Origin of the sequence: Streptomyces sp. NPDC047079, assembly GCF_040643755.1 — a bacterium.
Classification (GTDB): domain Bacteria; phylum Actinomycetota; class Actinomycetes; order Streptomycetales; family Streptomycetaceae; genus Streptomyces.
The window spans coordinates 36573-49414 of record NZ_JBEYUZ010000021.1 but is presented as its reverse complement, the minus strand read 5'-3'; the positions used below and the strand labels follow the sequence as shown (position 1 = coordinate 49414).

Here is a 12842-nt window from a genome sequence, read left to right as displayed (position 1 = left end):
CCACCGATTCACCAATCTCCCCTACGCCTCAGCATACGGAGCATCGACATGCGTGAATCAGAGGTCTCGGCCGAGCCGGAGTGCCCCGTCAGTTCTTACAACGAGTGGGATCCGCTGGAAGAAGTGATCGTCGGCGTCGTCGACGGTGCTCACTTCCCGCCGTGGCATGTCGCTGTCGGCGCCCCGCTGTCGCCTGAGCAGCGCGCCGTGTTCCGGGAACGGGCCGGGCAGCCGTTCCCCGCCGACGCGATCGCCGCCGCGCGCGACGAACTCGACCAGCTGGTCGACATCCTGGAAGGCCAAGGTGTCAAGGTCCGCCGGCCCGACGTGCGGGATCACAGCCGGTCCTACGGGGCGCCGGGCTGGTCGAGCACCGGCCTGTACGACGCGATGCCCCGGGATCTGCTGCTGGTCGTCGGACAGGACGTGATCGAGGCGCCGATGGCCTGGCGATCGCGCTCGTACGCGGCATCGGCCTACCGGCCGCTGCTCAAGGAGTACTTCCAGCAGGGCGCCCGCTGGAGCTCCCCGCCCAAGCCCGAACTGCCCGACGAGCTGTACGTCGCCGACTGGACCGACCAACCGGGGGGGGAACCGTTCCGCTCGGTGATCACCGAGTTCGAGCCGACTTTCGACGCGGCCGATTTCATCCGGTGCGGCCGCGACATCTTCGCCCAGCGCAGCCACGTCACCAACGCGATGGGCATCGAGTGGGTCCGCCGGCACCTCGGCGACGACTACCGGGTCCACGAGCTGCAATTGGCCGACGCCCACCCCATGCACATCGACGCGAGCCTGATGCCGCTGGCCGAGGGCAAGCTGCTGATCCACCCGGAGCGGGTGCCGGAGGTACCCGAGATCTTCAAGGACTGGGAGGTGCGGTCGGCGCCGACGCCGGTGATACCGGACGGGCACCCGCTGTACATGACCAGCAAGTGGATCAATATGAACGTGCTGATGATCGATGAGGAGCGGATGATCGTCGAAGCGCAGGACGAGCCGATGCGCCGCCTGGCCGAGAGCTGGGGGATGGCCGCGATCCCGTGCCCGTTCCGCAACTTCAACAGCTTCGGCGGCTCGTTCCACTGCGCGACGACCGACATCCGGCGGCGTGGCAGCCTGCGCTCCTACTTCTGATGTCTCAACCCAGTACGTCGGATTCGGAGGTAGGAGCCTGATGCCCGGTCCCTGTATTCATCACACGTTCGAGGCCCAGGCCGCACTGACGCCGGACGCTGTGGCGGCGGCCTGGGACGGCGGGACCTTCACCTACCGCGAACTGGACCAGCGGGCCAATCAGTTCGCCCATCTGCTGACCGCCGAAGGCATCGGGCCGGAGCGCCTGGTCGGCGTCATCATGGAGCCGTCGCCGCGGCTGCTGGTCACGATGCTGGGGATCTGGAAGGCCGGCGGAGTGTACCTACCGGTCGATCCGTCACTGCCTCGTGACGTCGCCGAGGCGATGCTCACCGACGCCGGGGCGGTCCTGGTCGTCCGGGACGCACAGATCACCGTGGCTCCCCCGGGACTGCCCGTGAGGGACGCGGACCGGCTCGACCTGTCCGGTCAGCCGGCGACCGCTCCGCAGACCGCCCTTCACCCGGCCAATCTGGCCTATTGCGTGTTCACTTCGGGCTCGACCGGCAAGCCCAAGCGGGTCGCCGTCCAGCACGACAGCTTCGTCAACCACGCGTCGTCGCTCCGGGCCGAGTTGCGGCTGGAGCCGACTGACCGCGTCCTGCAGTCCACGGCGATCGCCTTCGACGCCGCGCTGGAGGAGATCTGGCCGGCATGGGCCGCCGGGGCCGCCGTCGTCATGCCCGACAAGCGGCAGTTCACCAGCGTGGAGTTCACCGATCTGATCAACCGGCTGGCCGTGACGATGGTGAGCCTGCCCAGCGCCTACTGGCACCAGTGGGTGGACGACCTGACCGCCGGGCTGGTACGCCTGCCCGCCTGCCTGCGCATCGTGTTCATCGGCGGCGACAAGATCCATGTGGACAAGCTCGCTGCCTGGTACCGGATCCCCGGGGCGGAGAAGGTCGACTGGGTCTCCGACTACGGGCCGACGGAGACCTCGATCAGCGTGGCGCTTCACCGTCCTGACGGCGTCGACGCGTCCCATCCCGATCCCGACGCCTACGCGCTGGTTCCCATCGGGCGTTCGTTCGCGGGCGCCGCCCTCTACGTCCTCGACGACGGTCTACGGCCTGTGCCGGACGACGAACCCGGCGATTTGTGGGTCGGCGGCCCGCCGGTGTCCCGCGGCTACCACGCCAATCCGGTCGCCACCGCTGAACGGTATCTTCCCGACCCCCAGGGCCTGCCTGGTTCGCGCATGTACCGCACCGGCGACCGCGCCAGCCGCCGGCCGGACGGGACGCTGGTCTTCCTGGGCCGCTCGGACCGCCAGGTCAAGATCCGCGGGTACCGGGTCGAACCCGGCCAGGTGGAAAGCGCCGTACTGCACTGCGCCGGCGTCAAGGACGCGGTCGTCATCGCGGTCGAGGATCCGCCCTTCGGATCGCGGCTCGTCGCCTACGTCGAGGCCGAGGCCGGGGTGTCCGAGGCGGCGATCCGCGCCGACGCCGCCGGCCGGTTGCACGAGGCCATGGTGCCCCAGACCTTCGTGTTCCTGGAGCGCATCCCGCGCTCGCCGCTCAACGGCAAAGTGGCCCGCTCCCGGCTGCCGGCGACCGCGCCGAGGCAAGGCGGCCGCACCGCCCGCGCCGACGACGCGGGCGCGGCCGGGATGTCGACGCTCGAGCGGGTCCTGGCCACCCTCGTCGGCGACGTGCTGGACGGCCCGCCCGTCAGCCGCGACGAGGACTTCTTCGCGGCCGGCGGCGACTCGCTGCGGGGGCTGCGACTGCTCAGCCGGGTCACCGAGGTGACGGGTGTGGCGTTGACGTTCGCCCAGTTGCGCGCGGCCGCGAACGTGGCGGGCATCGCAGCCGCGGTGAAGCAGGAACACGGTCGCAACGTCGCGGACGCTGCGGTCGTGCCCTCGGGCGGCCATGGCGACCGGCCCCCCGCCTCGCGCGGGCAGCGGGCCCTGTGGTTCGTGGACCAGGTACACCGCGGCAAGCCCACCTATGCGATTCCGGTCTGCTACCGGATCCGTGGTCCCCTCGACCTCGATCGCCTCGACGCCGCGCTGACCGCCATCGTCGCCCGGCACGAGGCGCTGCGCACGGTGCTGGAGTACCAGGACGGCGAGCTTCGGCAGCGGATCCGGCCTGCGAGCCCGGTCCACACCGCGCTATCTGTCGCCGCCGACTTCGACGAGGCGTTCCGCCTCGCCGAGCTGGAGGCCGGGCGCCCGTTCGACCTCGCCACCGGCCCGCTCCTGCGGTCAGCGTGTTTCCGCGTCAGTGCCGAGGAGCACCTGTGGCTGGTCAACGTGCACCACGCGGTCTTCGACGCCTGGTCGCTCGCCGTGTTCTGGCGGGAATTCGGCGCGCTCTACACCGGTCGGCCCCTGCCGGAGCCGACCATCCAGTACGCCGACTACGCCGCCTGGCAGGAGCGCTGGCTGCTCAGCCCGGAAGCGGACAGGCAGCGGGCGTACTGGCGGACCCAGCTCGCCGGGGACCTGCCGGCTGCGGAAGTGGGCTCGGCGTCCGGAGCCGGGAAGCGAGTCGGCACCGAGGGATTCGCCGTGGAGCTACCGCGCGCTGCCGTCGATCCGGCCGCGCTGCAGCGTGTCGCCGGCATGTGCGGCACGACGGACTTCGCCGTTCTGCTCGCGGCCTTCTTCGCGACGCTGCGCCGGACCGGCGGGGTCGAGGAGACGGTGGTCGGCGTGCCGATGGCCTGCCGGAACCGGCCCGGTACGGAGGAGCTCATAGGTTATCTGGTCAACACGGTTCCACTGCGGATGCGCTTCACCGAGGACATGAGCTTCCGTGAGCTGATCGCACGCACGGACGAGGCGCTGGCGGGGGCGCTGACCCACCAGGAGCTGCCCTTCGCCGAGCTGGTGGAAGGCCTGAGGCGGTCCGGCGGCGCCGGGGAGAACCCGCTGTTCCAGGCGATCTTCGCCATGCAGTCCACCCCGCTGGACGGTTTCGGCGACATCGAAGGCCTCGACATCGCCGAGCGGTTCGTTCACTCGCGGACCGCGAAGGTCGCGCTGACCTGGACCGTGCGGCAGGACGCCGCCGGGGTGGCGGGCGAGATCGAGTACGCCGCCGACCGGTTCGACCAAGCCTCCGCGCGCCGTTGGCAGGACACCCTGCTGGCCCTGCTCGCCGCCGGACTCGCCGATCCGGGCGCGCCGGTCGACGGGCTGCCGGTGCCGCAGAGCGGACAGGCGGCCGGCTCCGGACCCAGGACCGCGCGTCGATGAGTTGAGCGTTCCGTGTCACCGTGTCGCCCGCCGCGCTGAAGCGCGGCGGGCGTCTCGTTCAGTCCCGCGGCATCGACGCCCGCACCAGCTCGGTCACGGCTGCTGCGAGGTCGGACAGGACGGGGTGGCGGAGGATCACCGCGGGGTCGACGTCGGTGTCATAGGCCTGCCGCAGTCCGAGCGCGATCTGCCGGGCGATGGGCGGTTGGCCGCCGATCGCGTAGAAGTTGGCGTCGGGCGCCGCGGGCGTGCCGAGGTGCTGTTCCCACAGTTTCGCGAGGGTGTCGAAGACCGTCTCTTCCCACGTCCCGCTCTCGTCCGGCGCGAGCAGGGCCCGGTGATCGGTCTTGCCGCTGCTGGTCGTCGGGATCTGCGGCACCTGATGGATCCGGGTGGGCACCATGTAGGCGGGGAGGCGGCCTGCCAGTTGCCGGCGCAGTGCCGGGGCGTCGCAGCCGGGATCGCTGACGAAAGCGGCGAGGTGCGGGCCGAGCACGCGGTGTGTGTCCATCCGAACCGCGACGCGGCCGTGGCCGACCAGGTCGGCGAGCGCGGTTTCGACCTCGTCCAGCTCGACCCGGTTGCCGCGGATCTTCACCTGACGGTCCAGCCGTCCGGCGTGCACCAGCAGGCCGTCGGCCCGGCGCCGGACCACATCGCCGGTGGCGTATCGCGATCCGCCGTCCAGGAAGCGCTCCGCGGTCAAGTCCGGGCGGCCGAAGTAGCCCAGGGCGACGCCGGGTCCGCCGACGACGAGTTCGCCGACGTCCCTTGAGGCACCGGACAGCGGCCGGATCTCCAGCACCGCGTCGTTGACCGCGGTCCCGATCGGCAGGTCCGGTTCCGGGTCGCCGGGATCCAGCGGAAGACAGGCGTGTGCGGTCGCGTAGATCGTGGTCTCGGTCGGGCCGTACAGGTTCCACACCTGCTGGACGTGCGTGACCTGGGCGACGAGTGATCGCCGCAGGCGTTCCCCGGCGAGCAGCAGGACGGTGGTCGACGGCAGCCGGAGTCCGGCCTCGAGCAGATGTCCCAGAACCGTGGGCGTGGTCTGCGTGAACACCTGTCGCCCCGGCGCTTCGAGGAGCGGTCCCAACTGGTTCGCCAGGATCTGCAGTTCGGCGGCGACGACCAGTTCACCGCCGACGGTCCAGGGGGCGAATATGTCGAACACGGAGATGTCGAAGGCGAAGGAGGACAGCGCCACGTAGACGGAGTCCGGGCCCATTCCGATCAGCGAGGCCACCGAGGCCACCAGCCCGGCCGCGGAGGCGGACCGTACTTCGACGCCCTTGGGCACCCCGGTCGAGCCGGATGTGAACATGACGTAGGCCGCGCCCGGGTGGGGTCGGGGGCGCGGGGCGAAGGGCGCCGCGCTTGGGGTGTTTTGGGCCTGGAACAGTTCCGGTGTGGTCAGGTCGAGACGCTGGACCGCGTCCGGCGTGTCCTGCGCGCTGTCGACCGCCAGCACCATCCGGACTTGCGCCTCCCGCAGGACGGCGGCACGGCGCGCGGCCGGCCAGTCGGGATCGATCGGTACATAGGTGGCCCCGCTCCACAGGACGGCGAGGATCGCCACCGGGCCGCCGGCCCGGCGCGCGGCCATGACGCCCACCCGGTCGCCGGGCGAGGCCCCCGCCGCGGCGATTCGGCCGGCCAGATCCGAAGCGGCCCGGGCGACTTCTGCGTAGGTCCACACGCCGCCGTTGTCCCGAACCGCGGCCCGGCCGGGTGTGTTCTGAGCCGATGTCAGGAACAGGCTCGCAAGCCGGTCGGGCTCGTCGGGCGTCATCACGACTCCGAGTCCTGTCAGCGGTCGCCGCCTGTCGCGGGCAGGGAATTCCAGTGTGCGGTGAACTCGACGACGGTGGGATGTTCCAGCACCGTGACGATGTCCGTCTCGATTCCCAGTTTCTGGTTGAGCCGGCCCACGAGTTCTATCAGCAGCAGCGAATGTCCGCCGAGATCGTAGAAGTTGGCATCGACGTCCACCTCGGGCAGTGCGAGGACTTCCGCCCAGATCTCGGAGACTTGCTGCTCCCGCACAGGCATGGTCGGTGCCCTCCCCGCGTATCCCAACGACCCAAGTGTCAGTAGGATGATCGTGGAAAGCTTACGATCAGCCTCCGCGTGGCGCAAGACGCAGCATCCATGCATCAGGTGAGGGCGCACAAGCCCTGGCCGGGCCGTCGGCGACCCGCTTGATCCACATGTACACATCAGCACTCGGATGTGTAGAATCCGGCTTCCAGCGCCCTGCGCAGTTGAGGCCGCCTCGGTCGGCCGCGGAGGGCGGAATTCGACGGGGAGGACAGACTTGGCAACTCCCGAACCTGCGACAGATTCCCTTGCGGTCAGGGTCAGGCAAGTCATCGTTTCGGCGCTCGGCCTCCCGCTCGAAACAGCCGGCCTCGACGACGGGCTCTCGCTTCGCTCAGACCTCGTCAACCTGGATCCACCTGCAATTCGGCGCATCATCACCGAACTTGAGCAGGAGTTCTCCGTCGAAATCGACGACGCGGCGATGACGTCCGCCGAGCTGGCCGACGTCGGCAGCCTGGTGGACCTCGTCAGCGATGCCTTGTCGGCAGGTACCCGTTCACACCACGAAGCCGGGCCGCGGGACGCACAGTTGACGGAGACAGAGCAACTGCTCGCCACGATATGGCAGAAGGTCCTCGACGCCGACGAGGTGCACAGCGAGTCGAACTTCTTCGAATTCGGCGGCAACAGCATGGACGCGTTCAAGGTCGCGAACATGATCAAAGAGACCTTCGACGTCTACATCCCGATGAAATCCATCATGACGTTGAGAACTCTGGGGAGCCTGGCGGCGGCGATCGATACGGAACGGGCGTCGGCGAACCATCCAGCGCCGAACCGCCCTGTGGTCACCGAGTGGTGAGGCGCGATGCGCCCGCCGCGCCCCGATCTCGGGAGCGGCGTCGACGGCATACCGGGCGATGCCGGCCGGCGTGGCGGTGCCGGGCGGGCGTGGCGGTGCCGCCCGGGTAGCCGGTCCCACACCCCGGACCGTGGGGTGAGTCCGGATGGCTCGGCAGGTCCGCGCCGCGGGTCGACGTCCTCGCGGTGGCGCAGAAGAACGTCGACCAGTCGGGACGGCACGCGAACGCGACCCCTGTTCATGATCAAAGCATTCGACAACCTTGATCACCAGGGGTCGCGTCGGTCGCGCCCCAGCGCGGACAAGCAGGCCGTCGACGCACGTCCACGTTGCTCGCCTCGCCACGGCACGCGCCCACCCGGCAGGCCTCGGCTTCGCGCGACGAGGCCGCTACGAACTCGATTCGACAGGCATTTTGGACCTAGCGTCCAGCTCCGGAAGCGACGCCCTGTCGACCTTCCCGTTCGGCAATAGCGGAAGATGGTCCACAAGAATACAGCGCGCGGGGATCATGGCCCCGTGCAATCGATCCTGCAGAAATTCGTACAGGCGCGCCACCAGCCCCTCGTCCGTTTTCGGCAGCGCGACAACATAGGCGACGAGAATCGAAGTGTCCGCCGACACGGACTTCACGGCGACTGCCGCTGCGCTGACGCCTGGAAATTCAGCGAGAACCGCTTCGACTTCCGCAGTCTCCACTCGCACTCCGTGAAGCTTGAACTGTCCGTCACCCCGTCCCAGATATTCCAGATCTCCGCTCGGCAACATCCGGGCCAGGTCCCCTGTCCGGTACATCCTGCTCCCCGGAACTCCGCTGATGTGATCAGCAACGAAGCGTTCGGAAGTCAAGGCCGGTGCATTGAAGTATCCTCGTGCGAGTTGAGGCCCGGCGATGTATATCTCACCGACATCGCCGACGCGAGCCAACATCAAGCGCTCATCGAGGACGTAGACCGTGACGTTTCCCGCTGGTTTCCCGATCGGCACAGTGGCAGATTCCACGTCAGTGTCCACGGAGAACTCCATGGCGCCGACACCACCTTCAGTCGGCCCATACACATTCACCAGACGCGCCCCGGTTTCGGACTTGATGGATTCTGCCAAGGATCGATTGAGGGCTTCGCCGCATGACGCAATGGTACGCATTGACGGGATTTCCCGTAGAACTCCGGACTCCAGATACGCCCGGAGAAGGGTCGGTACCGCGAGCATCAGGGTGATCCCACGCGAATTGGCGTAGTCACGAAAGGCCGACGTGATAGTGGCGATATCGGTCGGAACAACAACCAACATCGCTCCCGAAATCAAGGCCACCGCCATCTCCCACAACGCCGCGTCGAAACCGCTGGGCGTACGCTGTGCAATGCGGTCCGCCGGTCCGACTCCAAGGAACTCGGCTTCCCAGAGAAAGTGGTTCACAAGCGCGCGATGAGGAAGTGCGACGCCTTTCGGCTTTCCCGTCGATCCCGATGTGTACAATATGCACGCAAGCCGATTCGCGTCATCGGGTGCGAACTCGACGTAGGATCGCGGATTCGTGAACGGCGTTTTGCTGCGTTCAATCGCCAGCGCGCCGTCGTCCTCGAGCGAATTCAACGGGATCAGCTCACCGCCGAACGGGAGGAGCGATTCGGTGTCCGCGCGGCATATGAGACCGACAGCGCCTGAGTCACGCAGCGCGTGGGTCAGTCTGGCCAACGGATATTCCGGATCCAGTGGAACAAAGGCGCATCCGGCGATCATGACACCAAGAACGGCAACGGCGTAATCGCACGAGCGGGGCACCAGGACACCGACCGGCGATTCAGTTTTCATTCCTCTGGCACGGAGCACCTCAGCCACACGGCGGGCGCGGTTCACCAGTTGTTCGTAACTGATACTCCCATCAGGGTCGGCGACTGCAATGGCCTCCGGGGATGTCTCCGCATGTTGGCAGATGAGCTGATCGAGGGTTGCGCTCATACTCCGAGGACGCTTCGGGCCATGGATCAGTGTGGATCTGGTCGGCCCGTCAGCGTGGTCATAACCGTCGGCAGCCGCTTCGCCGCTCCGGATGGGCATCCGAACTCACACCTCTTTCACAGACTCGTCCTTTGTCGCAATTTCGCAGTGCCACAACGCCGCAAATCGATCTCGCTCTATTCCGCAACCTGGACTCGAGGGAACTGCTGGCCGCCAGGCGTGATCACTCGGTGTCGACACCGTCGCCTCGCATGGTCCGTGTCAGACTCAACGGCCTCAGATCTTTCCAGTTCGCCTCTACGTAATCCAGGCAGGCTTCCCGACCAGAGGGGCCGTGGACAGCACGCCAGCCCGCCGGCGCCGGCGCAGACGCCGGCCATAGTGAATGCTGCCCCTCGGAGTTCGACAAGACTGTGAAAGATGCGTCCGGATCGTCAAACGGGTTTGCCATGCCGCTCCTGAAGGTCGTCCCGTAACGGCTGGTCACGGGTGAGATGACGGCTGATGTGCGTCGAGGACGGCCGTGGAGCCTGTCGCGGGAGAACCGGATCCTGCTGGTTGCGGCGTACTGGCGCACGAACGTGACGACGCGCCGGCTCGCCCCGCTGTTCGGCGTCTCGAAGCCGGCGGCCGACCGGATCACCGGGCGTCTCCGCCCACTGCTCACGCTCCAGCCGCGCAAGGGGTTCCGCAAGGACACCGCGCTCATCGTGGACGGCACGCTCGTACCCACCCGCGGGCGCTCGAACGCCGGGCGGCCGGAGAACCAGCGCTCTTCCACGGCCGACCAGGTGGTCATCGACGCCGACAGGCGCCTCGTCGTCATGGCCGGCCGGCCGTTGCCCGGCAGCCGGCACGAATCCCGAGGCCTGGAGAAATCCGGCGCCGGGCACGCGGTCGGCCGCACCATGACCATCGCCGACGGCGGCTGCCAGGGCACCGGACTCGTCATCCCGCACCGCAGGGCGAAGGGCGAGGAACTTCCCGCTTGAGAGGAGGAACTCGGCCGTTCCCACAAGCGAGTTCACGCCCGCGTCGAGCACACCTTCGCTCGCGTGAAGACCTGGAGGACCCTCCGCGGCTGCCGCCTGACAGGCGGCGGTGTCCATCACGCCACGCCCGGAATCGCCCGCCTGCACACCCCTGCCCTCCACGGATAACGGAGCCGATCGTGCTCTGACCGTCCCCATCCGCATCAACTCCAAGGTCACTTACGGGACAGCCTTCAGCGGGATGCCGGGCCGCGGTCGGCGCGAGATCCGCTCTTGCCTTCCGACGATCCCGGTTCAACCCGTGGCTTGTGCCGGGTCTGCCGCCATCGCAGGGTCTGACGGTAGCGGAGACCGAGCCAGTTCGTCAGCAGTCCGATCAACAGGAAGATCGTGCGGACCGGCTGGCGAAGGTGGTCCGGCATCAGCTTGAAGTGACCGACGAAGCCTCCCCTCGATCACGGACACCCGGAGGCTGGGACACGAGGTTCCAAGGGGAAGCAGTGCCAGGCGGGAAGCAAGTACACGAAGCGGTACTCCGAGGAGTACAAGCGCGACGCGGTCGAGCTCCTGCCTCCTCGCGCTCGTGGCCCTTCCCGTACGTGTTCTTCCCCGCGAGCGTCGCAGGGAGCGGGAGGCTGTCTCGGTGGGATGAGGTCAGAGAATCTGCTCGGCCCAGACCGTCTTGCCGTCCAGGGAGTAGCGGACGCCCCAGTTCTGCGCGAGTTGGGCGACAATGAACAGGCCGCGCCCGCCTTCGTCGACCGTCTTCGCGTGGCGCAACCGCGGCGCGAGGGGGTTGCCGTCGTGGACCTCGCAGGTGAGTGTGCGGTCCTTGATGAGCCGCAACCGCAGGGGCGGGGTGCCGTAGCGGACGGCGTTGGTGACCAGCTCGCTGACGATCATTCCGGTGGTGTAGGCGGTTTCCTCCTCTACTCCCCAAAGGGTCAGCTGCTGTTGGGCGTAGGCGCGCGCCGTGGCGACAGCTTTGGGGTGGTCGTCGAGATCCCACGCGGCGACCTGGTCGGCGGGAAGCGCGTGGGTGCGGGCGAGGAGCAGGATGACATCGCTGTGGCGGGCGTCGTTCCGAAGCCGGTAGAGCACGTCATCGCACAGATCCTGCAGTGGCCGGTCAGGGTGGGCCAGCACCCGTTGGAGGCTGTCGGGGGCTGGGGAGGTATGCAGGAGGGATTCGGTGTAGAAGGCGAGGACGCTGCCGTCGGCGACGGAGATCGTGGTGGCGGCGAAAGGGGGTCCTTCGGCACTGCCCAGGGGAGGCCCGCTCGGCAGGTGAGGGATCTCGGTCCTCCCGTCGGGATGGGCGATGACGGGTGGGGGGTGGCCGGCCAGGGCGATGGTGCAGGTCTGGGCGAGCGGGTCGTAGACCGCGTACGCGCAGCTTCCCGTGAGCGGCATGCGGTCGCCGGGCGGCAGAGCTGCGCGTTCCTGGGCCAGGCTGATGGCGGTGTCGTTGAGGCGTGCGAGGAGCTCGTCGGGTTCCAGGTCGAGTGCGGCCAGGGAGTGGCTGGCGGTCCGTAGCTGTCCCATGGTGGTGGCCGCGTGGATGCCCTGGCCGGCGACTTCGCCGACCATCAGTGCGGTGCGGGCGCCGGACAGGGCGAAGGTGTCGTACCCGCCGCCTCCGCCCAAGCCCCGCATCGTCGCCCTGGGCCCCGACACGCCCTGGCTGGCAGCCGACCCGCCACGCGCCGAGGCGATCCGCGGTCGAGATCGGCAACCACGTGGGCGACCGCGACCTCGACCACGAGGGCATCGTGCAGTTCCTGCAGCACTGTGCCGAGGTCGGGGCCCCGGTGTTCGTCCACCCCTGGGACATGCCGAACTCGGCGCGGCTCAACCGCTGGATGGCGCAGTGGCTGACCGGTATGCCGGCCGAGACCCACCTGTCGCTGCTCGCGATGATCCTCGGCGGGGTCTTCGACCGGGTGCCGGAGAGCCTGAAGATCTGCTTCGCCCACGGCGGTGGATCCTTCGCGTTCTGGTTGGGACTGGAGAACGCCTGGCACCAGCGGAACGACATCATCGGCACGTCCGAGAAGCCGCCGTCGACATACATCGGACGGTTCAGCGTCGACAGTGTCGTGTTCGAGCCCTCGGCGCTGCGCCTGCTGGTCGACATCGTCGGTGTGGACGACGTCCTGCTCGGCAGCGACTACCCCTACCCGCTGGGGGAGCGCCCGGTGGGCGAGGTGGTGAGGCGGGCGTCCTTCCTGAGTGAGGCCGACCGCGCCCGCCTGCTGGGCGGCAACGCCGCCGAGTTCCTCAACCTCCCCGCCCTGTGGGAGACCCCATGACGCAGTCGACGCCCTACGACTCGTACCTGCGGAGCAGCGCGCTGCACACGCTTCAGAAGTGCTTGACCCCGGTGGAGGGCGAACTGTCCTTCCTCATGGTCAGTCAGGTCCAGGAGCTCTACTTCAGTCTGATCGGCCAGGAGCTCGCCACCACGACCGAGCACCTGAAGAACCGTGCCGTCGAGCCGGCGACGGCCGCGCTGCAGCGCGTGACGGGGCACTTCAAGGCGCTGAACGCGTCCTGGGAGTCACTGAGCTGGATGAGGGTCACGGACTTCCTGCCCATCAAGGACGCCCTGTCCAAGCAGCTCGGAAAGTCC

General features: G+C 68.3%; 9 protein-coding genes and 2 pseudogenes. 6 read left to right on the top strand and 5 right to left on the bottom strand.

The window, feature by feature from the left end; translation table 11 throughout:
- The first annotated feature begins 48 nt into the window (after positions 1-48).
- Together ABZ823_RS24120 and ABZ823_RS24115 are read left to right on the top strand one after the other, a co-directional pair.
- Positions 49-1137, top strand: a complete 1089-nt coding sequence (locus ABZ823_RS24120) for an amidinotransferase (RefSeq protein WP_361663994.1) — start codon at positions 49-51, stop codon at positions 1135-1137.
- A gap of 40 nt (positions 1138-1177) precedes the next feature.
- Positions 1178-4351, top strand: coding sequence for an amino acid adenylation domain-containing protein (locus tag ABZ823_RS24115; protein WP_361663991.1), 3174 nt, complete (start codon positions 1178-1180; stop codon positions 4349-4351).
- 58 nt (positions 4352-4409) lie between these two features.
- Here the strand turns inward: ABZ823_RS24115 and ABZ823_RS24110 are convergent, their stop codons facing one another.
- Both ABZ823_RS24110 and ABZ823_RS24105 read right to left on the bottom strand, forming a co-directional pair.
- Positions 4410-6143 (bottom strand): amino acid adenylation domain-containing protein, encoded by a 1734-nt coding sequence (locus tag ABZ823_RS24110; protein WP_361663988.1) that lies wholly within the window; start codon positions 6141-6143, stop codon positions 4410-4412.
- Between the two features lie 17 nt (positions 6144-6160).
- Positions 6161-6397, bottom strand: coding sequence for a phosphopantetheine-binding protein (locus ABZ823_RS24105; protein ID WP_361663985.1), 237 nt, complete (start codon positions 6395-6397; stop codon positions 6161-6163).
- Between the two features lie 271 nt (positions 6398-6668).
- Here ABZ823_RS24105 and ABZ823_RS24100 point away from each other — a divergent pair, with 271 nt between their 5' ends.
- Positions 6669-7256, top strand: a complete 588-nt coding sequence (locus tag ABZ823_RS24100; RefSeq protein ID WP_361663982.1) for a phosphopantetheine-binding protein — start codon at positions 6669-6671, stop codon at positions 7254-7256.
- Positions 7257-7646: 390 nt separating this feature from the next.
- Here the strand turns inward: ABZ823_RS24100 and ABZ823_RS24095 are convergent, their stop codons facing one another.
- Together ABZ823_RS24095 and ABZ823_RS24090 are read right to left on the bottom strand one after the other, a co-directional pair.
- Positions 7647-9218 (bottom strand): amino acid adenylation domain-containing protein, encoded by a 1572-nt coding sequence (locus ABZ823_RS24095; RefSeq protein ID WP_361663979.1) that lies wholly within the window; start codon positions 9216-9218, stop codon positions 7647-7649.
- Between the two features lie 223 nt (positions 9219-9441).
- Positions 9442-9669 (bottom strand): MbtH family protein, encoded by a 228-nt coding sequence (locus ABZ823_RS24090; RefSeq protein WP_361664092.1) that lies wholly within the window; start codon positions 9667-9669, stop codon positions 9442-9444.
- Positions 9670-9718: 49 nt separating this feature from the next.
- On the opposite strand from ABZ823_RS24090, the pseudogene ABZ823_RS24085 reads away from it, so the two are divergent.
- A pseudogene (locus tag ABZ823_RS24085) lies at positions 9719-10378 on the top strand (transposase family protein); the annotation flags it as partial.
- Positions 10379-10864: 486 nt separating this feature from the next.
- Here the strand turns inward: ABZ823_RS24085 and ABZ823_RS24080 are convergent.
- On the bottom strand, positions 10865-11857 hold the full coding sequence (locus tag ABZ823_RS24080; protein ID WP_361663976.1) for an ATP-binding SpoIIE family protein phosphatase: 993 nt from the start codon (positions 11855-11857) through the stop codon (positions 10865-10867).
- Here ABZ823_RS24080 and ABZ823_RS24075 point away from each other — a divergent pair.
- Positions 11803-12522 carry an amidohydrolase family protein gene (locus ABZ823_RS24075; RefSeq protein ID WP_361663973.1) on the top strand — a complete coding sequence of 240 codons (720 nt, stop codon included), beginning with the start codon at positions 11803-11805 and terminating at the stop codon, positions 12520-12522. The two genes, ABZ823_RS24080 and ABZ823_RS24075, sit on opposite strands and share 55 nt — an antisense overlap.
- A pseudogene (locus tag ABZ823_RS24070) lies at positions 12519-12839 on the top strand (tryptophan 2,3-dioxygenase family protein); the annotation flags it as partial. The gene ABZ823_RS24075 and the pseudogene ABZ823_RS24070, both read left to right, overlap by 4 nt.
- Positions 12840-12842 lie beyond the last annotated feature (3 nt).

Coding starts and splice junctions, on each gene's coding strand:
- ABZ823_RS24120 (WP_361663994.1), top strand. CDS start 49: ATGCGTGAATCAGAGGTCTCGGCCGAGCCGGAGTGCCCCGTCAGTTCT.
- ABZ823_RS24115 (WP_361663991.1), top strand. CDS start 1,178: ATGCCCGGTCCCTGTATTCATCACACGTTCGAGGCCCAGGCCGCACTG.
- ABZ823_RS24110 (WP_361663988.1), bottom strand. CDS start 6,143: ATGACGCCCGACGAGCCCGACCGGCTTGCGAGCCTGTTCCTGACATCG.
- ABZ823_RS24095 (WP_361663979.1), bottom strand. CDS start 9,218: ATGAGCGCAACCCTCGATCAGCTCATCTGCCAACATGCGGAGACATCC.
- ABZ823_RS24090 (WP_361664092.1), bottom strand. CDS start 9,669: ATGGCAAACCCGTTTGACGATCCGGACGCATCTTTCACAGTCTTGTCG.